Genomic DNA, 24,679 nt, shown 5'->3' on the forward strand with positions numbered 1-24,679 from the left:
GCCGATTCGATCAGCACGACGAAGTCGACGCCGCGATCGGGGTGGGCGTCGTGACCGGATCGCGATCGGTCGCTACCGATCGTCGGAGAGCGTGTCGATCCTGAGTTCGACGACGTCACCAGCTTCGAGATCGACGGGCTCGAGAAGCCGGACGAACTGATCGCCATCGCCGTCGCTCAGCACGCGGCCCCGAATCGTCTCCTCCGAACGCTCGAGTTTCGCCTCGATCGCCTCGAGACGTGCGAGGAGTTCGTCCTCGATGTGATCCCCTCGCGCTCCGGACGGCTGAGTCGTTCGTTCGGATCCGTCCGCGTCGGTCGCTCGTTTAGGTCCGTCCGCGCCGTGGCAAACGAGCGCATCGTCGGGCGACGTCTCGACCTCGGAATCGGGGACGTGACGATCCGCTGCGGACGACGATCCGCCGTCCGACGACGCTTTCGGAGCCGTCGAGCGTGCTGACGCCGTCGAAGATTGCGGCGGTGTCGAAGACTCCGGCCGCGTCGACGACGGGACGAACGCGGCCTCGAGTCCCTCGAGGTCGACGCCTTCCGCTTCGAGGTCGATCGGCCGTCGACGGTCGACCGCAAGTTCGGCGTCGGCGTCGAACGGTCGCGTTCGCATCGCCTCCCACTGTCGTTTTCTGATTCGCGTCGCGGTCTCCGATGCGATCCAGTCGGGGGCGATCCACTGACCTCCCTCGTACAGGCAGTGGACGTGTTCGTCGTTCGTTCCCCAGGTGAAACAGCGATCGAACCGCCGCTGGAATCGATTGAGCGCGTCCCCGCCCGCGTGTTTGATCACGACTTCCTGGGGGGCGAGCGAGCGAACCAGTTCGTCGATCGTCTCGAGGGACGGATGGTTGCGAAACGGAAACGAACGTGTCGTACAGCGTGCGTTCGAGCGCTGATCGCGACCGTTCGTCGACAACTGGACGAACACCGCGGCGGGGTCGTCCTCGATCGTCTCGAACAACCGGCGGGCGCTCCCGGTCGCCGCCGTCTCGGGTCCCGCGATCGTCACACCGCCGTCCTCGAGGACGGTTTCGCACCGTTCGAATACCTCACGCGTCTCCACGCCGGGAACGTCGTACTCGAGTGCGGCGTACAGCTTGGCGGCCTGTCCGACGAGGGTGATCGGAAGTGTACGGTCGATCGCAGCGGCCGCGTGTCCCAGGAGCGTCGCGTACTGCACGCCGTTCAGCGAACTAGCGGCCACGACGACCCGCGATCCGGCGTACGCTCGCTCGAGCACCGTCCGGAGCGACTCGTCGAGCGCGGACTCGTAGCCGTCTTCGTTCGAGACGTTCAACAGGAGACAGTCGACGTCGAACGGGAGCGTCGTCGGCAAACCGGGGAAGCCGGCACACGGCCGCGTCGTGAAGTCGCCGGTGACGAGGACGTGTTGGGTTCCGCCGAACAGGTCGGCGTCCGTGCTCTCGTCGCGAAACCGGATCACGAAGCCGGCCGCACCGGGGGTGTGACCGGCGGACACCGGCCGAATCTCGAGGTCGTCGAGTACCGGTTGATCGCCCTCGCCAGCCGACGCCCGTCGGTCGCTCCCGTCGTCCGATTCGCACCGGTCGAGAATCGTCGTCCATCCGTCGATCGGCTCGAGCGCCTCGAGCGCGAGCGAGACGTCCCCGAGCGCGTTGTCCTTCGTCGCCTCCGGGAGGGCATGTTCCAGGATGGTCGCCGTCGCCGGCGAGGTGTAGATCGGCGCGTCGTCCCGGACGTTTCTCGCGAGCGTCCGGTAGTGATCGATGTGGGCGTGTGTGAGCACGATCGCGTCGAGTCGCTCGTCGTCCTCGAGGAGTTCCTCGAGATCGACGCAACTCCCCGAGTCGACGAGGACGCACGCGCGCGTCCCGTCGTCTGCGGTAAACCGCAACAGCGTAGACTCGTTTCCGCTGTGAACGTTCGCGTGTTGATAGGAGACGCGCATACGTGCTGGGACGTCTATTTGCTCACAGACGCGGGCGGGTATTACAAGTATCGATCTGTGAGTAATATTCGCGTCAGAACGATGTTCGGTAATTGCGGAGGCGGCGTGGCGGTCGACGGCTGGTCGCAACGGGATCCGGACTCGCAGCAAGACACACGACTTCAACAACCGGGACACGACCTCCTCGATGGCGGCGGTCCCGGGAACCGACCGTCGCGAACGTCACCGGGGCTACTGGATGCGCTCACCCGGCTCCGCATCGCCGATCGTCGTCAGTAGGTCGGCCTGGTCGCCGGCAGCGAGGAGCATGCCGTTGCTCTCGACGCCGAACAGTTCCGTCGGTTCGAGGTTGACCAGGACCACGACGCGCTCGCCGATCAAGTCCTCGAGGTCGTAGAACTCGCGGATCCCCGCAACCACCTGTCTCGTCTCGGTGCCGACGTCGATCTCCAGGTGAGCGAGCTTGTCCGCGTTCTCGATCGGTGCCGTGGTCTCGATCCGACCGACCCGCATGTCGAAATCTTGGAACTCCTCGAAACTGATTCGATCGTCGCTCAGCGGGTCGATCGCCGCCTCCGAGTCATCCTCACCGCCCGCCTCGTCGCCCCTGGACTCGATCCGATCGGCGAGCTGGGCTTCGAGCTCCGCGACGTGGTCGTCTTCGATGGACTCGAACGGCTCGGTCGGCTCCTCGAAGGGCTCGGCTGGCGGCGCCAGGGCGGCTTCGATCGTCGCATCAGCGAGGGCATCGTCCTCGCCCAGTTGTTCCCAGAGAGCTGCCATCTTCTCGGGGGCAACGGGCGCGAGTAGCACCGCCCCGGCCTTCACCAGTTGCACGCAGTCACGGACGACCTGAGCGGCCTGCTCGGGATCCTCGTCCAATAGATTCCAGGGTTCGTGGTTCTGGATGTACTGGTTCCCGAACCTGGTGAGGTCCACGCCGATCGTTCCGATCTCGCGGATGTCGTAGTCGTTGACGGCTGCTCGGAACTCCTCGATCGCCGCTTCGATCCGGTCGATCACCCGGTCCGAACACTCGACGTTCGGCGTCCCGCCGAACTCGCGGTGGGCGAAGAGCAAACTCCTGTACGCGAAGTTTCCGACGGTGTCGACGATGTCGCTGTTGACGCGTTGCTGGAACTTCGGCCACGAGAAATCGATGTCCTTCTGGAAGTTCCCGTTGGTGATCAGGTAGTACCGCAGCAGATCCGGATGGAACCCTTCGTCGAGGTACTCTTCGGCCCAGACGGCCCGATTCCGGCTGGTCGAGAAGCCCGCGCCGTCCAGGGTCATGAAGCCGCTGGCCAGGACCGCGCGGGGCTCGTTGTACCCCACGGCCCGCAGCATGGCCGGCCAGAAGACGGTGTGGTGTTGGATGATGTCCCGACCGATCACGTGGACAATCTCGCCGTCTTCTTGCCAGGCTTCCTCCCAATCGAAGACCTCCGGCCCGACGCGTTCGGAGTACTGCATGGTGGAGGTGATGTACTCGGTCGGCGCGTCGACCCACACGTACAGCACCAGGTCGTCTTGACCTTCCGGCGGCTCACCCGGGTAGTCGACGCCCCAGTCCATGTCGCGGGTGATACACCAGTCCTCCAGTTCGCCGTAGATCCACTCCCGCGGTTGGTTCTTGGCGTTCTCGGTTCCTTCGAGCCGGTCAATGAACTCCTGGAGGTACTCTTGGAGATCCGAGAGCCGGAAGAACTTGTGGGACTCCTCGCGGTACTCGGCCGGGTTCCCCGTCACCGTCGACACGGGGTTCTCGATCTCACCCGGCTCGAGGTGACGTTGACAGCCCTCGTCACACTCGTCACCCCGCGCGCGCTCGCCGCAGTAGGGGCACTCGCCTTCGACGTACCGGTCCGGTAACGACATCTCCTCGACGGGGTCCCAGGCGACTTTTATCTTGGACTCGACGAGGTGGCCCTCGGCCTCGAGCGTCCGGACGAATTCCTTGGTCAGTTCACGGTTCTCCTCGTCGTGGGTGTTCCCGTAGTTGTCGAACTCGACGTTGAATCGGGGAAAGAGCGATTCGATCCGCTCGTGCCAGTAGTAGGCGAACTCCTCAGGGGTCGTGTCCTCTTCCTCCTCGGCGTTCACCGTCACCGGCGTCCCGTGCATGTCCGATCCGCAGACGAACGCCGTTTTCTGACCGAGCAGCTCGAGCGCGCGCGAAAAGGTGTCGCCCGCCACGTAGGTGCGGAAGTGCCCGATGTGTAAATCGCCGTTGGCGTACGGTAACCCACACGTTACGACTGCTGGATCGCTCGTCGGATACGGGTCGCGTGTCATGATTATTGTAGTTGACTCCGCAAGTGGTCATGTGACTATCGACCTGACACCGAGCATCCGGGTTTTACTGCACCACCGCAGCCGTATGACGGGCCGACGTGGTCACAGTCCACCCGAAGAAGATCGAAAGTAAGCCATACCGAGTACCCGCGATTCCGGGTACGAGTCAAAATGCATGTCCGGCGATATCCAACCTCAGATTAAAAGGATTTCGATCCAGAAGCGGGTCCAGCCGTGGTGACTGCCACTAGCTGACACCGTCCGAAGACGACAGTGCCGAACTGTCTCCCGGGCGAATACAAAAACTGAGTGTGTCTCGAACGAATGGAGCGAACGCATCGATAGAGGGGTGTGTCTGACGGTCGTTTCATCAATCGAGACGGGCGAGAGATGTGCGAGCCAAACAATGAAGCGGACGTTCAAGCAAAGAACTGGAAGCTCGAACAGCCTTAGGTAAAACGATTGAATTTTACCAGAGTCCCCACCTCAAGAGAGAACCGGAAAGAAACTCGGAACCGAGGGATTAGTCGCCGCTCTCGAACTGGTAGAAGACGTCCGAGAACTCGCCGCCGTCGTCCTCGCCGAGCACCCACGGCGCGATGCTGTACATCCCCTTCTCGTTGGCGTAGTCGACGAGCTCGCTCGCGACGTCGGTGGTGATCTCGCCGAGATACGGCGTCACGCCGACCATCGTCCAGAGTTCGTCTCGAGACTGATCGGGATACGCCTCTTCGAGGAAGTCGACCGCACTCTCGAGCGCGGACGTGATCGTCTCGAAGTTCTCGGGTTCGCCGTCGAAGTGCATCGCCATCGCCTGGACGTAGTCCAGTTCGAGGCCCTTCTCGACGGCGTCCTCGATGAACACCTTCCCGGGGGAGTGACCGGAGTCCGCGAGGCCGTCCGGGCTGGCCGAGACGGTGAAGCCGACGGTAACCTCGGGACGTTCGTCTTTGAGCAACGCGAGCGCCTCGTTGCGGATCTCGTGGAGGTCGTCGGGTCGGTCGGGATCCTCGGCGTTCTCGTCGTCGATGTCGAGGTGGGTGACGTCGAAGGTGTCGAGCAGGTCGGCGTACGCCTCCTTGAGCTCCTCGGGGTCGTCGGCGTCGCGGGCGACGACGGGGCTCTCCCAGCCGCCGATCGAGAGGCCGACCTCGATGCCTTCGTCCTGCAGCGTCTGTATCTCGTCGGCGTAGGTGTCGAGTGGCTCCTCGTCGCACTCGTGGTTCTGACAATCCGCGAGCCAGGCGGGCGAAATTTCGTCGTCACGCGTTCCGTCGCCGATGAACGACATGATGACGCGGTCGGTGCTTCGATCGAGGGTGCCGTCGACGACGTCGTACCAGGTGCCCTGGTACGGCGAGTAAATGCCGTCGGCGTCCGGGGGTTCGACGTCGCCGACGTAGACGGTCGACTGGGTGCTGTCGCTTTCGCCGTCGACGTCTTCGACGGTGAGTTCGACGGTGTACTCGCCCTCGTCGCCGTAGGTGTGCGTGACGACCTCGCCGGTCGCCGTCTCGCCGTCGTCGAACTCCCACTCGTAACTCTCGAGATCGCCGTCCGACTCGCTCGCGTCGAACTCGACGTCGTCGCCGGGGTCGGGACTCGAGTCGCTGACGGAGAACGACGCGGTCGGTCCCGGATCGTGCGTTTCGACTTCTTCCCAGGGGCCCCAGTCGCTTTCGCCGGGCTCGTCGCCCTGGGTCCACCACTGGGCCTCCCAGACGACGCCGTCGTAGACGACCCGGTCGCCCTCGGTGTACGTCTCGTCGGGATCCCACTCGGGATACTCTTCGGCGGCGACGGTCGCGCCGGCGACGCCGAGGCCGCCGAGCAGGATCGATAGTTTCGATGCGTTTCGTAGCAGCGTTCGTCGTGTCGGTTTCATCGTATTCGTAGGTATTTCGGGGTCTCGTTTTGCGAGCGATGCGTGACGTGTTGCGAACTGCGGGCGCACTTTGCGATCCGCGCAGCCGTTCTTCGAACGACCGAGGGATCCGCGAACTACCGCGTCGAACCGACGCGTGTCTGCGACCGAGCGTCGTGTCGGAGCGCCTCGACGAGACTACTCGAGCAACGTCTCGGAGAGCGCGCTCAACAGCTCGTGATCGGGCGTGTCGTGCGACAGCGCCCACAGCATCGTGCCGCCGTAGTCGTTGTCCTTGACCCACTCCATTTTCTGCTCGACGGTCTCGGTCGTCTCGTGGGAGATCATCAGCCCCTCGTTCTCGCCCCATCCTTCGCCGGGCGAGGCCGGAACGGTCTCGTCGGGGTTGTAGCTCCAGGCGGTCACCGCCTCCTCGTCGATCGTGGTCTCCCAGCCCTCTTCGCTCAGGTCTACCTGGCTCTCGGCGTCTCCGCGAATCTCCCCGGCGAGGTCCCAGTACTCGTAGATCCCGCTGACGCTCGAGCCGCCCTCGGGGTCGGGATCGGGGAACGAGCCGTCGCCGGTGTCCTCGAACTCCTGGAAGAGACCGTCGTCTTCGCCCGTCCCGAAGTCGTCCTCGGGCGGGTCGATCCCGGCGAAGCTTCGACCGTAGAACGGGACGGCCATGTTGAGATCGTCGGGATCCCAGCCCTGGTCGACCCACCACTCGAGTGCGTACGACGCGTACCAGTCGTCGGCGTAATCGTGTGGATCGTCGTCGTTCTGGTGCAGCGGCGAGTGGTGAGCCGTGTACTCGGAGAAGCCGCCGTGATAGTCGAACGTCATGAGCGAGACGAAATCGAGGTGCTCCTGGAGCGTCTCGTGATCGAAGTCTTCGTTGTGCTCGACGTTGGCCGAGTGTGCGGCGGTGAGCCAGTACCGCTTGCCGTCTTCGTCTTCGGCTTCGTCGAGTTGCTTGCGACACTCCTCGAGCAAGAGGGCGTAGTTCTCGTGGTCTTCGTCGGGTCGGACGACGTTGCCCTCCTCGCCCTCGAAGCCCGGATACTCCCAGTCGATGTCGATGCCGTCGAAGCCGGTCTCCCGGAGGATCTCGACCGCGTCTGAGGCGAACCGCTCGCGGTTCTCCTGGGTGTGGGCGGCGTCGGAGAAGTACTCCGAGTCGCCCCAGCCGCCGATCGAGATGAGGAAGACGACGTCGTCGTGTTCGTCGACGATTCCCTCGAACGAGTCCTCGTGGCCGTAGCCCGCCTCGTCGGGGAACAGTAGACGCGCCTCGTGGTCGTCGCCGACGATCTCGATCGAGCCGTCCTCTTCGGGGCGCATGAACGCGTACTGGAGGTGGGTGATGTCGTCGTACGGGATGTCCTCCGGGTAATAGTCGCGCTCGTACTGGGCCCACTGCATGTAGTACGAGACGACGCGCTTGTCCGCGGGACCGGTGTCCCGATCGACGACGGAAAGCTCCTCCGTGGCGGTGTCCGTTTCACCGTCGTCGTCTTCGACGGTGAGTTCGACCTCGTACTCGCCGTCGTCGTCGAACGCGTGCTCGACGACCTCGCCGTCTGCCGTCTCGCCGTCGCCGAACTCCCACTCGTAGCTCTCGATCTCACCGTCCGACTCGCTCGCGTCGAACTCGACGTCCTCGCCGGGCTCCGGAACCGCGGGACTTACCGAAAACGCCGCCTGCGGCCCGTCCATCCCACCGCCGTTCTCACAGGGTCCGACGAGCGTCCAGGCTCCCTCTTCCTCGTCCGGTTCCGTCCCCTGGGACCACCACTCCGCCTCGTAGAGGTCGCCCTCGAAGACGACCCGATCGCCGCCGGTGTAGGCGGTGTCGGCGTCCCAGTCGGGGTAATCGCTACAGTCGTCTGCTGTCGCGCCGGTGGCGGTCGCACCGAGTCCGAGCGCGGACAGCGCCGATGCCTTCCACAGAACGTTTCGTCTGGTTTCTTTCATGATCGTGGATACTGGTACGGGATGTCGTCACCCGAACGGTCGAACGCGCGGGTAGCTGCCCTCGTACCGTAACGCCTCGTGCGAAGCGCTACCAAATGTCTAACTCCATCGGTAATAAATCTGTACATTCAAGATAGTATTTAATACACTGAGAGAAGAGTAATCGAGAGAATCGTAAGTAAAACAATAACATTTGCGGTGATTTCCCGACGCGATTCGCGGAAAGCGAAAGGCCGATTCCGGCAGTTCGTCGCTCGAGACAGTCTCTCGATTCGATCGCAGTTCGGACGGGGACCGCCGTCTCCCCGGTAGACGATGGGTGACGACGATCGGAAAGCGACGGGTTGCGATGGCGATGGAAAGCGGTCGCCGTCGGAAGACGACGACAAACGTTCAGGAATTGAACTCGTTGAACGTGTGTGAGAACTCGAAGTCGTCCTGTTCGATGCCGCTGCACTCCGCATCGACGGAGCCGTCCGGACAGTCGCCGTTGTCACGTTCGACCGACCAGAACGACAGGAGTCCGATATCGTTGTCCTGGGCGTACGACAGTACCTCAACAGCGTCTTCCGGATAGAACGCGCCGCCGACGTCGTTTTCGCCGATCATCGGCGTGATGCCGATCATGTTGTAGAGTTCGTCGTCGTCCCTGTCGGGGAACCACTCGGTTAGCTGATCGTGCGTGCTCTCGGCGGTCGAAATGACTGCGTCCGCATCCGGCGGAATCCAGCCGTAGTTCATCGTCATCGGGTTGACCCAGTGGATGTCGACGCCGTGGTCGATCGCGCTGTCGATGATGTGCTCGTCCATCACCCCCTGGGTGCTCGCGCGAACGGTGTAGGAGACCTTGACCTCCGACCGACGATCCTGGAGGATCGACAGCGCCTCGTTTCGCAGATCGATCTCTGCTTGCGATCCGCCCTCGTCGTCGATGTCGATGTACGGGCTTCCGTACTCGTCGACGACGAACTCGAAGGCGTCGGCGAGCTCGTCCGGATCGTCGTAGTCGGAGACGAGATAGTTACCGATCGCTCCGCCGTAGGAGATGACGACTTCACCGCCGTCGTCCCGAAAGTTCTCGATCTGATCGTCGAGTTTGCTCTCGCCGACGACGTAGTCCGGATCGCCGTCCCAGGCCGGGGTTCCGTCGCCGGTTCCCAGGACGAACGCCAGGTGAAGGTACGGCGTCTCGGCCAGATCGGACCACTTCGACGGCCCGTCGTCCGGGGCCGTCGTCATGTGATGGAACGGTGCGAACGCGTTGCTCGGGATACCGTCCGTCGTCTCGATAGTATCCTGGGCCGCTGTGGTAGTACTGATGCCGGCAGCTCCGACCGCCAGTGCCGACAGTGCCGATGCCTTCCGCAGGACGTTTCGTCTCGTGTGTGTCATGGTTCGTATCTCGTGGTGAGTTCGGCGTTGCACAGCGCTCGCTGTGTGGACGTCCCGATCGCGCGATGATCCGACACAGCCGTCGGCGATGCGATCCGACCGCGGACAGCTATCGAGAGACCACCGGCGACAGAGTCGAGGCGTTCCCGTGTATTCCGTCCGTGCCGATCGTGCGTCGAGCCCAACCGACGTGCCAGTTGGCACCCCGTTCGTCTGCTCGCGACTCGTTCAATGACCCTATTTTGTTCGACGCCACATTATTCATCAAAGGCTACAAATAAAATGCTTTTTGTCATTTCAACTCGATCAATACGTTAATTCATCGTGATTATTTTTGGTTGTAACCAGTCGGTATTGGATATGGTTCGAGCCGACGCGAACGGGCACCGAAACGCGTCAGTGAGCGTCGACGACGGTGAAACGCGGTCATTGATCGTCGATACCGCCGAAGATAGTCGAAAACTCGAACGGCTCCTGCTCGATCTGGCTGCTCTCGAACAGCGCGCTCCCCTCGCCGTCGTCGCGGATCAACTCCCAGAACGAGAGCCACCTGACGCCGGTATCCGTGGCCTGCTCGAGGACGTACTGGGCATCCTCCTGGGAGAAGACGTTCTCTTCGACGTCGTTCTGTCCGATCATCGGCGTGATACCGATCATATTCCAGCGCTCGGCGTCCGACTTCTCGGGCCAGAGTTCGCCGAGCTGGTTCTGAACGTTCTCGGCGCACTCGAAAACCGTCTCCCCGTTCAGTTCGAAGTCGGCACCGTAGTTCATCGTCATCGGATTGACGACGTCGATTTCGACCCCCTTTTCCGCGGCGTCCTCGAGGACGAACAAGACGTCGTTGTCGTCGTGAGTCGGCAATCCCTCCGGCAGTGCGGGGAGCGTGTACGAGATCTCCACGTCGGGATAGTCCGCCTGCAACAGCGCGAGCGCGTCGTTTCGCCGCTCGATGACCGCCCTGCCGTCGCGAATGTGTTGTTCCTCGTCGAAGTCGATAAACGACGCGTCGGTGGCCTCGATCACCGCTTCGTAGTGATCCCGTAGCTCGGTCGCGTCGTCCGTCGCCTCGGCGAGATACGTTCCGTCGAGGCCGCCGAAGGAGACGACGACCTCCCCGTCTTCCTGCTCGCGCAAGTCCGAGATCTGTCCTTCCACGTCGATCCAGCCGACCGACTCGCCGACGGGAACGTCGCCCGCCCAGGCCGGCTCGCCGTCGTCGCCCGCGAGGACGAACGCGACCGTGAAGTATCGCGTCCCGGCGGGCTCGACGTACTCGATCAGCTCGTCGTGGCCGTCGAGCGTCACGTCGACGTACGGGGCGAAAAAGTGCTCCGGGAGGTCGCCGGCCGAGGGAACGTCGTCGTCCTCGTCACCATCGTCGCCACCGTCGTCGCTCTCGTCATCATCCTCGTCCTCGCAGGGAGCGGTCTCCTGCCAGGGGCCCCAGTCGTTCGCGCCGGGTTCGTCGCCCTGGGTCCCCCACTGGGCTTCCCAGACGGTGTCCTGGTGGACGACCCGATCGTCGCCGCCGTAGACAGTGTCAGGTTCCCACTCGAGGAGGTCGTCGCAGTCCTCGGTCGCCGATGCGGTACCGCTTGCACCGATCGCCAGCGCGGAGATCGCCGATGCCGTCGCGAGTATCGATCGTCGAGTTCGTTTCATGGTGAGTCACGCTCCGTCGTCGGCGTCGGTCGCGGCGGTACCGACGTGACGCCCGCCAGTACTGGGCCCGTCGGTCCGGTGAGTACCGCCGCTGACGCGATGGGAGGCGTGTCGAACGCGATTCCGTGTGTCGTTTTCGTCGTCGTTGATCGTCCGTATTTCATAGTATCGTCGTTCACTCGATCGAAGGTGATCGATCGCTTCGGATACGAGCGCGTGGTGATGTACATACGAGAGCGCTCGATGGGTGGAACAACTCGAGGAACGCACAAACGTCCTCGAGAGGCGCTCGCACGGACTATCGTAAGTCATTGCCGGCGAGACCGCGTCCGTCTGCGGTCCCACCGGTAAATCGTTACAATAGGCCGTATCAGACGTTCTCGAGGATGGTATCGAGCAACGTGTCGTTCCAGTCCTGGGCGAGTTCCCAGAACATCACGCCCTGCATGCCGCGTTCTTTGGCGAACTCGACTTTCGCCTCGATGGCGTCCTCGTCGTCGTAGCTGATGAGGATCCCCTCGTCCTCGTTGACGAGGTACGGCACTTCACCGGGTTCGTGACGGTTGACCTCCCAATCGTCGTCGTCGCGCATGTTCTCCTCGATATCGCCGAAGTCGAACGCGCCGGTCGCGTCCTCGTCGTCCTCGAGGATGTGATGCCAAGTTCCCTCCGGGAGGCTATCGAAGTTGCCGTAGAGGTCGATGCTGCCGAAGCTCGACTGGAATCCGCGGCCGTAGAACGGCATGCCGAGCACGAGTTCGTCGTACTCCGCGGGGTCGGCCGGCGGATACTCCCACTGGCCGGGCCAGTAGCCCTCCTCGCCGTGGTCGCCGGCGTACAGTTCGTCGACGGCGTACTCGACCCAGTACTGTTCGCCGTCCTCGTAGCCGGCCTCGGCGGTCGCTTCGTTGTCGGTGGGATGGACGTCGGGGCCGTACAGCGGCGCGTTCAGGCCGGCGGAGTCCATCCACTCGCCGGTGAAGTCGTAGGCCATGACGTACACCGAGTCGCAGATCTCGCCGATCTGATCGTGTCGGAGGCCGCCCGCGTTCCAGTCGGAGCCGCCGTTTGCCACCGACAGGTAGTAGTAGGTGTCGTCCTCGTCGGCCGCCTCGTCGAGCGCCTCGCGCAGGTCCTCGAGCAAGAGGACGTGGTTCTCGTAATCGTCGTCGTTGCCACACTGGCACTCGCCCTGTTCGGGGCCGGGATGTTCCCAGTCGATGTCGACGCCGTCGAAGTTGTACTCGCGCATCAACTCGACGCAGTTCTGTGCGAACGTCTCCCGCAGGTCGGGATCGGCGGCGACGACGTGGAAATGTTCGGACATGGTCCAGCCGCCGACCGAGAGGTGGAACCGACAGTCGACGTCGTCGGCCAGTTCCGCGAACGCCTCCAGATTCTCCTCGTCGGACTGGCCGTCGACGTCGAACTCGGTGTCCGGATCCGTCGGCGGGAAGACGTTGCCGTCCTCGTCGAGATCGATGAACGCGTACAGCACGTCCGTGATCTTGTCGAACGGCACGTCCTCGGGGTAGTAGTCCTGTTCCTCGTTGGCCTTCCAGCCGGGGTAGTAGCCGACGACCTTGAAGTCGTCGTCGGGACCCTCGAGCTCCTCGAGAACCTCGACGACGACCGAGGCGGTGTCGGTTTCGCCATCGACGTCTTCGACGGTGAGTTCGACCTCGTACTCGCCCTCGTCGTCGAAGGTGTGTTCGACGGCCTCGCCGTCTGCCGTCTCGCCGTCGCCGAACTCCCACTCGTAGGAGTCGATCTCTCCCTCGGAGTCGGAGGCGTCGAACTCGATCTCGTCACCGACTTCGACGCGATCGATACTCGCGTCGAAGCGGGCGACGAGTTCGTCGTCATCGTCGTCCTCGCAGGATCCGACGAGCGTCCATACGTCCTCGCCGGCGTCGGGTTCCGTCCCCTGGGACCACCACTCCGCCTCGTAGAGGTCGCCCTCGAAGACGACCCGATCGCCGCCGGTGTAGGCGGTGTCGGCGTCCCAGTCGGGGTAATCGCTACAGTCGTCTGCTGTCGCGCCGGTGGTGGTCGCACCGAGTCCGAGCGCGGACAGCGCCGATGCCTTCCACAGAACGTCGCGTCTGGTTTCTTCCATGGGTGTAAACGGTGGTCGCGCGAGGGACATCGTCGCACGGAGCGCGGTTCGGACGAAACGCCGAGAGTGATCGGGTCGTTCGTCCGATGGCCGATCCGATCAGTCCGAGAGCGACGAACGGAGTCACCGCTCGGCGTCGGTCTCGAGGCACGTGATCGCGACGAACGCAGCCGTCGCTGTCCACCTCGCTACCGTGCTTTCGAAGACCGCCTGCCCTTCGCGCTGTGCGCTTCGTGCCAAGCGCTACCGAACATCTCACCACCCGACATAATAAATCTTGATATTATCGGCTGCATCCATCGGCTATAATCCACAATATTTGTCTAGTTTGTACACTATATCAAGATGATCACTTCACTCTGTTTTTCCGAAAATGCTATTATTCCTAACTTGTAAATACTTATTTTATATTCACCTCTCTCGTCGTTGTCGATCTTCGTTCACCGACGGAGACAATCGGCCGGGAAAAGAGACTCGCTCGAGCGACTCGAGACGTCGTGAAAACGTCGACCGGTGCGAGGTCACTCCGAGGTGAACGGGCTGAAGTTCTCGGAGAACTCGAACGGTTCCTGGTCGATCCCGCTGTGTTCGGGATCGAGGCCGTCGCCGGGATTGTCGCGTTCGATCGACCAGAACGACAGCAGACTCAGGTCGTTCTCCTCGGCGTACGATCGAACTTCGGCGGCGTCCTCGGGATAGAACGGGCCACCGGAGTTCTGGACGCCGATCATCGGCGTGATGCCGATCATGTCGTAGAGCTCGTCGTCTGACTTGTCGGGATACCACTCCTGCAGTTGCTCGTGGGTCCCTTCGGCGCACTGGATGCAGTTTTCGGCGCTGGTTCGCACCCAGCCCCAGTTCATCGTCATCAGGTTGACGTAGCCGACGTCGACGCCGTTGTCGATCGCGTTCGTGATGATCTCGGTGTCCGCGACGCCGTCGACGCGCGTCCGGACGGTGTAGCCGACGTGAACCTCGGGACGGCGATCCTGCAGAATCGAAAGTGCCTCGTTGCGCAGGTCGACGACGCTCATGTCGGGTGCCTCGTCGTCGATGTCGAGGTAGGGGCAGTCGTACTCGTCGACGATGAACTCGAACGTGTCGGCGAGTTCGTTCGGATCGTCGTAATCCGACGCGAGGTAGTTGCCGACCGCACCGCCGAAGGAGATGATGACCTGCCCTCCCTGTTGCTGCAGTTCGCGGATCTCGTCGTCGAACTGGCTCTCGCCGACGACGTGATCGTGGTCGCCGTCCCAGGCCGGCGTTCCGTCGCCGGTTCCGAGGATAAAGGCCAGGTGGAAGTACTCCGTCCCGGCGGGATCGGCCCACTCGAGCGGCGAGGTGTCGGGATCGGTGGTCAGGTGATGGTAGGGTGCGAACACTCGATCCGGGATCTCGCCGGGATCGACGGGCGGGGAATCGTCCTCGGCGACGTCGACCGTCTCCGTGGTGCTGTCGGTCTCACCGTCGGCGTCGGTCACCGTCAGTTCGACGGTATACTCGCCCTCGTCCTCGTAGGCGTGCGTAACGACCTCGCCGGCGGCCTCGGTGCCGTCATCGAGCTCCCACGCGTAGGATTCGATCTCGCCCTCGGAGTCGGAGGCGTCGAACGTGACGTCCTCGCCGGGTTCGGGACTCGAGTCGCTGGCGAAAAACGACGCGGTCGGTCCCTCTGGCGGTTCCGGTTCGGGATCCTCGTTCTCGTCGACTTCCTCCCAGGGTCCCCACTCGTTTGCACCGGGTTCGTCGCCCTGGGTCCACCACTGGGCCTCCCAGACGTAGCCCTCGTAAATGACCCGATCACCCCCCGTGTATACGGTGTCGGGGTCCCACTCGGGATACTCGTCGCTCTCGGCAGCGACGGCACCGCCGGCTCCGATTCCGGCCAGCAGCGCGGACAGTTTCGTTGCGTTACTCAGAACGGTTCGGCGTGTTCGTTTCATGGTCGTGTCTCTCGTTCTCGCGGTTCGTGTCCTCGTTCGGGATCCGACGGGCGCGACGCCTGTCGATCGATCCGACCGGCGATCATCGCCCTCGTTCCATGATAACTCGGAACACGAGACCGAATATGAGCACGCAATGGAACTATAAAATGATTTCGAAATAATGTATAGAGCTAATACGATTCTACGTTGATTTTCTGTTGTTTTTCAGCAGTTAAACGGCCGCTGAATGGCGTATACGAGGGGGTCACGGCCGACACTCGAGCCGGTCGATCGTCGGTTGGTGAAATGGAGGTCGAACACGAGTCAAAAAAACCGGTCGTCCGGAAATCCGGATCGACTGATGTGTCGTCTCGAAAGAGCGAACCGCGGCGGCGCGGTCAGCAGTCCTGGACGTGCGACCACCACATGCTATCGTGGCTCGGCGGGACCGTCATGACCTCCATCTCAGCCTCCCAGATTGCGCCGTCGTAGGCGACGCGGTCGCCGGGGGAGTAGACCGTCGCGTTGTCGTAGGTCGGATAGTCGTCGCAGTCACCCGGCGGGTCCGGGTCCTCGTCGACGGTGACGGTCACCGAGTCGCTGTCGGTGTCGCCGTCGCCGGAGACCGAAAGCGTCGCGGTGTACTGGCCCTCGTCGTCGTAGGCGTGCTCGACGGTTTCACCACTTTCCTCGGTGCCATCGCCGAGTTCCCACGCGTAGCTGTCGATCGGACCGGAGGAGTTACCGCCGTAGAACGTCACGGTCTCGCCCGGGTCGACGACCGACGGCGAGGCGTCGGCGACCGCCGAAACGTCGTTCGGCGGATCGCCGTTCTCGCCGACGATGTTCGCCGCGTCGACCCGACCCGATCCCTGCTGATTTCCGGGGAGGCCGATGTCGACCGCCGTCTCCTCGAGCGCCTGTCGCAGTTCGCTCGGCCCCCACTCGGGGTTGGCCGCCAGCCCGAGCGCGGCGACGCCGGCCGCCGTGGGCGATGCCATCGACGTACCGGACATGTTGTCGTACCCGCCGTTTGGCATCGTCGAGAGGACCTGCACGCCGGGCGCGGCGACGTCGATCTCGGGGCCGGTGCTGCTGAAATTCGCGAGACTCTCCGAGGAGTCGATCGCCGAGACGGCCACACAGTTCGAGAACGCCGCCGGGTAGGAGACGCAGTTGCTACATGGACCGTCGTTTCCTGCCGCCGCGATCGGGAGCGTCCCGTTGTCGTAGGCGTAATCGATGGCACTCTGGACGACGCCGCTCGGTTGCTGTGCGCCGAGGCTCAGGTTGACGATGTCGGCGCCGTTGTCGGCCGACCACTGGATGCCGTCGGCGATGTCGCTCCAGGAACCGCCGCCTCCCCCGCCGAGGACGCGCACCGCGTACAGATGGGAGTTCGAGATGCCGGCGATTCCCTCGCCGTTGTCGGTCGTCGCGGAAGCGATTCCCGAGACGTGTGTTCCGTGAGCCGAACCGCGCGCGTCGGGATCGTTCGTTCCGCCGGCGGGATCGGTCCCCGGGTTCGAGCCGAACTGCGCCTGCAGGTCGGGATGATCGTAGTCGGTGCCCGTGTCCGCGATCGCGATCGTCACGTCCGACGACCCGAGCGTCGTCTCCCACGCCTCCGGCGCGTTGACCACCTGTGGCGCGTACTGTTGATCGAATCCGGGATCGTCCGGCACGTACTGTGCCGGCTCGATCGACTGCTCGAGCGCGTAGTACGTTCCGTTCTCTTCGACGAACGCGACGCCGTCGGCTCGTTCGATGCGCTGTGCGACCGCCGAATCGGCCTGCGCGCTCGCCTCGTCGGGAAGCTCGACGGCGAAGTAGCCGAGCACGTCGTTTCGATGGACGACGCTCGCGTCGGCCGGGAGCTCTCGTTCTACGTTCTGCTGTACCGATACCGTCTGTACCGTCGGTGCCGTTCCGACCAACAGCTCGTCGGGCTTCGGACCCGGTTCGCGACCGGGTTCCGCGACCGTAACACCACTGAGCGCTGCGACACCGCCGATTGCTCCCAGACTGCGGAGCACGTCCCGCCGTCCGGGATTACTGTGATTGTTATTTTCTGTCATACCGCACCTGATGTCTATCGATATCCGTATTATATTTTTCTATTGTTTATACTAAAATAATTAATTAACTAGATAGTTAACTAGAGTGGCTGGAAAAGGGAACGAAGATAGAAAATGCGCTGGATACCGGCGAACGGCGTTCAAACCGACGATAACCGAGGGTGATCGGTCTCGACGGCGAACGCGTGCGGTCAGTTCCCGCTTCCCTCGAACTGGTAGAAGACGTCCGAGAACTCGCCGCCGTCGTCCTCGCCGAGCACCCACGGCGCGATGCTGTACATCCCCTTCTCGTTGGCGTAGTCGACGAGCTCGCTCGCGACGTCGGTGGTGATCTCGCCGAGATACGGCGTCACGCCGACCATCGCCCAGAGCTCGTCCTCGGATTTTTCGGGATACACCTCCTCGAGGAAGTCGACCGTTCCCTCGAGCGCGGACGTGATCGTCTCGAAGTTCTCGGGTTCGCCGTCGAAGTGCATCGTCATCGGCTGGACGTAGTCCAGTTCGAGGCCCTTCTCGACGGCGTCCTCGATGAACACCTTGCCCGGCGACTCGCCCCACTCGACGATGCCGTCCGGCGTGGCCGAGACGGTGAAGCCGACGGTGACCTCGGGACGTTCGTCTTTGAGCAACGCGAGCGCCTCGTTGCGGATCTCGTGGAGGTCGTCGGGTCGGTCGGGATCCTCGGCGTTCTCGTCGTCGATGTCGAGGTGGGTAACGTCGAACGTGTCGAGCAGGTCGGCGTACGCCTCCTTGAGCTCCTCGGGATTGTCGGCGTCGCGGGCGACCATCGGACTCTGCCAGCCGCCGATCGAGAGGCCGACTTCGATGCCCTCGTCCTGGAGCGTCTGGATGTCGTCGGCGTAGGTATCGAGCGACTCTCCCTCACACTCGCGATTGTCGCAGTTGGCGAGCCAGGCGGGCGAAATCTCGCCGTTCCGGTAGGGATCGCCGATGAACGACATGATGACGCGGTCGGTGCTGCGGCTGAGGGTGCCGTCGACGACGTCGTACCAGGTTCCCTGGTACGGCGTGTAGACGCCGGTCGGCGTCGGCGGCTCGACGTCGCCGACGTAAATCGTCGACTGGGTGCTGTCGCTTTCGCCGTCGACGTCTTCGACGGTGAGTTCGACGGTGTACTCGCCCTCGTCGTCGTAGGTGTGCGTGACGATCTCTCCGCTCGCGGTCGTTCCGTCGTCGAGGTCCCACGCGTAGGACTCGATGTCACCCTCGGAGTCGGAGGCGTCGAGCGTGATTTCGTCGCCGGGGGCTGGACTCGAGTCGCTGACGGAGAACGCGGCGCTCGGACCCGGGTCGTACGGCTCGATCTGGTCCCACGGGCCCCATTCGCCACCTTCGCCCGGCTCGTCACCGCGCGTCCACCAGTTGGCTTCCCAGACGTAGCCCTCGTGGATCACGCGGTCACCCCCCGTATACACCGTGTCCGGGTCCCACTCGGGATACTCCTGGGCGGAAACGGTGGTGCTCAGTCCGACGCCGACAGCCAGCGCGGACAGTGCCGATGCGTTGCGTAGTACGTCTCGTCGTGTTCGTTTCATGGTTGTCACCTCCGGCGGACCGTCGACTCAGCGAGCTGCTCGTCGTCCCCGGAGTCGCATCGGAGTCGACACCGCCGGAATAGATCCCCCAGGGACAGTACATAATTCATTGCTCTATCTAATAATAATTTTGGATAGTGTTTTAGAAATGTGTTTTTATAGCGTCACGATCTCGGAAGACGGCCGAGGAAAGCGATTCGTTCGTGAGAAACGAACGCGAGGACCGCCGACCAGATCGAAGCGACGGCGCTACCCGCCGTCCGGCCAGTCGATCTGGTCGGAACGGTAGTAGTTGATTTCCTGGCGGTCCCACCGTGGACCCTGTGCCGCCAGCCGCTCGCGGAAGTTCTCCCACTCGGTGTCGGCGTCGGGCGTCCAGCCGACCTCGGCGATGGAGGCGATCCGCGGGAACAGCATGAACTCGACGTCCGCGAACGTCTCGAGCGTCTCCGACCACAGCGCCGCTTCGGGACCGACGATCGAGGATTCGTCGACGTCGTCGACGTAGCTGCCAGGGTCCCACTCGTAGGACTCTCGCACGGACGTCGTCCCGGCCCAGGTGAGGCCGAGTTCGGTCTCCCAGTGGTACTTCATATCGAGGTAGGCGTGGCTGGCCGGCGAGGCGATAATCTCGTGGCCCTCTTCGACGGCTCCCGGAACGTCGACGCCGGAGGCCGTCGAATCCGGTGCCCAGAACTGGCCGATCGTCTCCGTCGGCGGATCCGCACCGAGGATCTCGTGCCAGCCCATCGGTCGCTTGCCGGCGTCCTGGACGATCGGTACTGCTCGATCCATGAAGTGCTCGTACTCGTCGTCGTCGAGCGGATCGGCTTCGTCGCCGCCGATGTGGAGATACGGCCCCGGAGTCAGCTCCGCGACCTCGGTGACGACGTCTTCGACCCACTCGTAGGTGAACTCCTGGTCGACACAGAGCGAACTGAACCCGACCTCGATGCCGGTGTAGGGCTCCTCGCACTCGTCGTCGCAGTTGAGTTCACAGACCGACGCCAGCGCTGCGTTCGTGTGGCCTGGCATGTCGATCTCGGGGATAACCGTGATAAATCGGTCCTCGGCGTGTTCGACGATATCGGCGTACTCCGCCTGGGTGTAGTAACAGTCCTCACACTCGCCGTCGACCTGATACTGACCGCCGACCTCGGTCAACTCCGGCCACTCCTCGATCTCGATGCGCCAGCCCTGGTCGTCCGTCAGGTGAACGTGGAAGTGGTTGATCTTGTACTGGGCGAGGTAGTCGACGAACCGCTTCATCTCGTCGGCGGTGCGGAAGTGCCGCGCCACGTCCAAGTGTGCGCCGCGGAAGTCGAAACGCGGCGAGTCGACGATCTCGCCGCCGGGAACTGTCCACTCGGCGGACTGCTCGGAGTCAGCTTCCACCGCCGCGGGCAGGACCTGTCGGAGCGACTGGACGCCCCAGAACAGCCCCGCGTCGGTCCCTGCACCGATCGTAACCCCGTCCTCGTCGACAGACAGCTCGTAACCCTCCTCGCCGAGGTCGTCCACGGCGTCCAGGAAGACGAGCTCGATCGCATCCGCCGCCTCCGACGGCGCATCTGCGACGGGCAGCTCGTATCCCGTCGGCGGACGAAGGAGGTCCGCGAGGTACTCGCCGACCGCTTCGGCCTCGTCGTCGACGACGATCGCCGTCTCAGCCGTGATCTCGAACTCGGCGTCGGTCGTGCTCACGTCGGCCGGTTTCGGAATTACGTCCTCGAGCGACCGCTCGACCGGATCGGGCACGTCGCCGCTACAGCGCGTGACCGCCCCCCAGGGACCGCCGTTTCCGGCGGGCTCATCGCTTTCGGTCCACCACCGTGCTTCCCAGAGGATACCGTCGTGGACGACCTCGTCACCGCCCTCGTAGACGGCGTCCGGGTTCCACTCCGCGATGCCGGCACAGGGGCCGTCTTCTTCGTCGCCGACGGTAACGATGACCGCGGCCGTATCCGTTCGCCCCTCGGCGTCGGTCACCGTCAGCGCCACGGCGTACTCGCCCTCCTCGGCGTAGCTGTGACTCGTCGTCTCGCCGGTCGCGTCGGCCTCGCCGTCGCCGGTGAGGTCCCACTCGTAGCTGTCGATCGACGCATCGCCGCCGCTGGAGCCGCTGGCGTCGAACTCGACCGTCTCGTCGAGTTCGACCGTCGTCGCCGAGACGGCGATCGACGCGGTAGGGTCCTCCGCTTCGCCGTTGTCCCCGCAGGCCCCCTCGAGAGCCCAGACTGCGCCATCGTCGTCGGGTTCGTCGCCTTGCGTCCACCACTCCGCGGTGAAGAGATCGGCCTCGTAGACGGCCAGATCGCCGCCGGTGTAGGCGACATCGGGGTCCCACTCGGGGATGCTCTCGCAGTCGACGGACGATGCTGCGCTCGCGCTGGCGGCGATCCCCAGCGCGGAGAGCGTCGATGCCGATCGAAGGATCGAACGTCTGGTTGGTTTCATCGTTGATGATTAGTTGAGTTGGTTGAATGTCCGTGAGAACTCGAACGGGTCCTGGTCGATGCCGCTGTGTCGTGGGTCGACCTCCTCGGGGCCGGGGTTGTCCCGCTCGACGGACCAGAACGCAAGCGTTCCGACGTCGTTGTCCTGGGCGTACGCCAGCACCGCCTCGGCGTCTGCGGGAGTGAACACGACTCCGGTGTTGTTCAGGCCGAGCATCGGCGTGATGCCCAGCATGGCGTAAATTTCCTCGTCGGACTTCTCGGGGAGTTCGCCCGATAGCTGCTCGTGGGCCCCTTCGACCGTTCCGATAACGGACTGGTCGTCGAACTCGCCCGCCGACCCGTAGTTCATGGTCATCAGGTTGAGCCGGTGGATCTCGACGCCGCGGTCGATCGCGTCTGCGACGATCACGTCGAAATCGCTCGGGGAAACGCCCTGGGAATTGCATCTCACAGTGTAAGATATCTCTACCTCGGGACGACGGTTCTGCAGGATCGACAGCGCCTCGTTGCGAACCTCGTTGGTGGTGGAACTGGCCGCTTCATCGTCGATGTCGATGTAGGGCGTCTCGTACTCGTCGATGATGAACCCGAACGTGTCGGCGAGTTCCTCTGGATCGTCGTAGTAGTCGGCGAGGTACGGGCCGACGGCCCCGCCGAACGAAAGGATCGCCTGTCCGCCACGCTCCTGGAGCGCCCGGATCTGGTCACCGAACTCCGTCTCCCCGACGACGTAATCGTGGTCGGCGTCCCAGGCGGGCGTCCCGTCCTCGAGGCCGAGAATAAAGGCCAGGTGGAAGTAGTCCGTTCCGGCCTCGTCGGCCCACTCGACGGGCGTCGTCTCCGACACCGTGTTCATGTGGTGGTAGGGAGCGAAGTACTGCTCGGGCAGTTCGACGACGTCGTCCGGCGGGTCGGGTTCGTCCTCGAGGACGGTGAGTTCTCTCGAGGCCGTATCCGCGTTGCCGTCGCCGTCCGCGACCGTGAGCGAGACGGTGTGCTCGCCTGCCTCCTCGAAAGCGCGTTCGACGACTTCGCCGTCAGCCGCCGTTCCGTCGTCAAACTCCCATGCGTAGCTCTCGACGTCTCCCTCCGAATCCGACGCGTCGAACGTTACGGATTCGTCGACCGTCGGACGGCTCTCGCTCACCGAAAACGACGCGGTCGGCTCTTCCGGCGGCTCCGGGTCGAAACCACCGTCTTCGACGTACTCCCAGGGACCCCACTCGCCCTCGCCGGGTTCGTCGCCCTGGGTCCACCACCGGGCCGCCCAGATCGCCCCGTCGTGGACGACCCGGTCGCCGCTCGTGTAGACGACGTCTGGGTCCCACTCGGACGGCAGGTCCTGAGCAACGCTCGTCACGCTCGCACCCAGCAGGACCGCGGAGATCGACGATGCGCTCCGGAGGACGTTCCGTCTGGTCTCGTTCATCGGTCAGCCCTCCTCCCAGGGGCCCCACTCGCTGTCACCGGGTTCGTCGCCCCGGGTCCACCACTGGGCTTCCCAGACCGTTCCGTCGTGGACCACACGGTCGCCGCTCGTGTACACCTCGTCGGGGTCCCACTCGGGATACTCCGGCTCGGACTCGTCGTCCTCGACGACCGTGACCGTCTGCACCGTCTCGCCCTCCCTGTCCTCGTCGTCGACGACCACGAGCCGGACGTCGTAGCTGTCGTCGGACTCGTAGACGTGCGTGAACGTCTCGCCGCGCTCCTCGAGGCCGGGCTGAAGGTCGTAGTCCCAGAGATACTCGACGATTTCGCCCGCCGGCGCGTGAGAGGCCGATGCGTCGAAGGCGACTTCCTCGCCGACGACGGGGTCGTCCGGCTCCACCTCGAAGGCCGCGACAGGCTCTTTCTCGTCTGGCTCCTCGACCGTGATGGTGGTCGTGGCCGCGTCGGTTTCACCGCGGTCGTCGGTCACCGTCAGCTCGACGACGTACTCGTCGACCGCATCGTATGCGTGCTCGACGGTTTCGCCGTCGACCTCCGTTCCGTCACCGAGGTCCCACTCGTAGGCGACGATCTCGCCCTCGGGAGCCGAGGAGTCGCCGCCGTCGAAAGTCACCGTCTCCTCAGGTGCAACCGCGTCGTTGCTCGCTGAGATCACCGCAACCGGATCCGGGTCCGGATCGGGGCCCGATCCCGGTGCCGGATCCGTGCGGTACTCGCGGCTGGGTTCGCCGATGTTCGTCTCGTCGCCGACTTCCGGCGCGTCGATCAGCCCCCAGAAGGAGTGAATCGACAGCCCGAGGTACTTCTGACCGGTCTCCTCGTCGATGAACTGCTGATCGGTCGGTGGCCCTTCCTCGATCCAGTTCTCCTCGACCCAGCCGTAAAGCGCGTCCGCGTCGTCCCAGTTCCGGTTGGGATGGCCGTGCTCGTTGATCCCCTGGCCCAGCGCGAACGGCGTGTCGTAAGGCTGGGTCACCCGTCCCAGGTTGGGCCAGAAGTGCTCCATGTCGAGGTCGTAGACCATTGTACAGTAGTAGTCGAGGTTCCGATGTTCCATCACCTCCCGTACGCGGTCGTCGTCGGTGTTCCGGGCCCACATCGGGTCCTGTGACATCGAGACGATCAGGTCGTCGGGGGCGTCGTCGAGGCGGTCGAGTATCTCGGGTTTGACGTCGTAGCGATCCCCGTTCTCGACGTTGATGTGGATGCCGTCGAAGCGTTCCTCCGGCGGGTGGTTGCCGTTCCACTCGAGGATCGACTCCGCCTGGGGCCATGCCTCCGCGGCGACCCAGCCGGCGACGCCGCCGCCGACGAGCGGTTCGACCTGAATACCCCAATCGTGGCAGACGCGGAGGAACCGCTCGACGTCCTCGTCGGGCGCTTCCCGGACGGGCTCCTCCAGGGGCTCGTCGGCGGTCGGATCGGAGTAGTGTGGATAAAAGGTCCCGATCGAGTGGGCTTCAGCTTTGTCGAAAAACAGCTCCCACCGGCCGTCGTAGCCGTCCATCACCGTTTCGCCGTCGGCGATGATCGTGTACGGAACCCAGTCCCAGAGGCCCCGGTCGTTGAAGACGGAGTAGTCGGGATCGACGTTCGTCGCCGAAACCGACTCCCCCGTGGCCTGGACCGACGAGGTGGCAGCAACCCCGAGGGTGCCGACCGAGGCCAGCGATGCTTGCATCAGTATATCGCGGCGTGTCTGTCTCATAGTTGGCGATCTGGCGGTCCCCGACGGACGTGCCGGGTACCGACATACATAATTATTCATTTTACAACTATAAAATTTTATTCCAGAGATAAACACATCTAGGATAAAATTGTTGTGTATTAACACGTTCGCGCGTTCGACGATCGGACACGACGGGCGGGTTCCGTACCTGCTCGAGGGACTGCCCACGTCGATCGCCCGACCGATCGAAATCGATCCGACCGAGTCGGTGGTCGGGACTTGGACGG

The 24,679-nt window shown here is 63.6% G+C and carries 13 protein-coding genes; all 13 read right to left on the reverse strand.

Annotated elements, in window-relative coordinates; genetic code table 11:
• Positions 1-72: 72 nt before the first annotated feature.
• The 13 genes from EA472_RS14760 to EA472_RS14825 all read right to left on the reverse strand — a co-directional run bounded on the left by EA472_RS14760 (position 73) and on the right by EA472_RS14825 (position 24,404).
• Positions 73-1,941 (reverse strand): MBL fold metallo-hydrolase, encoded by a 1,869-nt coding sequence (locus EA472_RS14760; RefSeq protein ID WP_124192285.1) that lies wholly within the window; start codon positions 1,939-1,941, stop codon positions 73-75.
• Positions 1,942-2,172: 231 nt separating this feature from the next.
• The gene (gene metG, locus EA472_RS14765) at positions 2,173-4,236 is read right to left on the reverse strand and encodes a methionine--tRNA ligase (RefSeq protein WP_124192286.1); all 2,064 of its coding nucleotides are present in this window, start codon (positions 4,234-4,236) and stop codon (positions 2,173-2,175) included.
• Between the two features lie 523 nt (positions 4,237-4,759).
• Positions 4,760-6,121, reverse strand: coding sequence for a PKD domain-containing protein (locus EA472_RS14770; protein WP_124192287.1), 1,362 nt, complete (start codon positions 6,119-6,121; stop codon positions 4,760-4,762).
• Positions 6,122-6,298: 177 nt separating this feature from the next.
• Positions 6,299-8,077, reverse strand: a complete 1,779-nt coding sequence (locus EA472_RS14775; protein ID WP_124192288.1) for a glycosyl hydrolase family 18 protein — start codon at positions 8,075-8,077, stop codon at positions 6,299-6,301.
• A gap of 393 nt (positions 8,078-8,470) precedes the next feature.
• Positions 8,471-9,469, reverse strand: a complete 999-nt coding sequence (locus EA472_RS14780; RefSeq protein WP_124192289.1) for a hypothetical protein — start codon at positions 9,467-9,469, stop codon at positions 8,471-8,473.
• Between the two features lie 426 nt (positions 9,470-9,895).
• A complete protein-coding gene (locus EA472_RS14785) occupies positions 9,896-11,134 on the reverse strand; it encodes a lysozyme (RefSeq protein WP_124192290.1) in 1,239 nt (412 codons plus the stop codon).
• Positions 11,135-11,504: 370 nt separating this feature from the next.
• Positions 11,505-13,253 (reverse strand): glycosyl hydrolase family 18 protein, encoded by a 1,749-nt coding sequence (locus EA472_RS14790; protein ID WP_124192291.1) that lies wholly within the window; start codon positions 13,251-13,253, stop codon positions 11,505-11,507.
• A gap of 521 nt (positions 13,254-13,774) precedes the next feature.
• Positions 13,775-15,196, reverse strand: coding sequence for a PKD domain-containing protein (locus tag EA472_RS14795; protein WP_124192292.1), 1,422 nt, complete (start codon positions 15,194-15,196; stop codon positions 13,775-13,777).
• 380 nt (positions 15,197-15,576) lie between these two features.
• Positions 15,577-17,256 carry a S8 family serine peptidase gene (locus EA472_RS14800; RefSeq protein WP_124192293.1) on the reverse strand — a complete coding sequence of 560 codons (1,680 nt, stop codon included), beginning with the start codon at positions 17,254-17,256 and terminating at the stop codon, positions 15,577-15,579.
• Between the two features lie 191 nt (positions 17,257-17,447).
• A complete protein-coding gene (locus EA472_RS14805; protein ID WP_124192294.1) occupies positions 17,448-18,812 on the reverse strand; it encodes a PKD domain-containing protein in 1,365 nt (454 codons plus the stop codon).
• A 249-nt stretch (positions 18,813-19,061) separates the two neighbouring features.
• Positions 19,062-21,269 (reverse strand): family 20 glycosylhydrolase, encoded by a 2,208-nt coding sequence (locus tag EA472_RS14810; RefSeq protein ID WP_165874909.1) that lies wholly within the window; start codon positions 21,267-21,269, stop codon positions 19,062-19,064.
• 9 nt (positions 21,270-21,278) lie between these two features.
• A complete protein-coding gene (locus tag EA472_RS14820; RefSeq protein WP_124192295.1) occupies positions 21,279-22,700 on the reverse strand; it encodes a PKD domain-containing protein in 1,422 nt (473 codons plus the stop codon).
• A 3-nt stretch (positions 22,701-22,703) separates the two neighbouring features.
• Complete coding sequence (locus EA472_RS14825) at positions 22,704-24,404, reverse strand: PKD domain-containing protein (protein WP_124192296.1); 1,701 nt, start codon at positions 24,402-24,404, stop codon at positions 22,704-22,706.
• Between the last annotated feature and the right edge of the window lie 275 nt (positions 24,405-24,679).

The sequence above is a fragment of the Natrarchaeobius oligotrophus genome, from assembly GCF_003841465.1.
Classification (GTDB): domain Archaea; phylum Halobacteriota; class Halobacteria; order Halobacteriales; family Natrialbaceae; genus Natrarchaeobius; species Natrarchaeobius oligotrophus.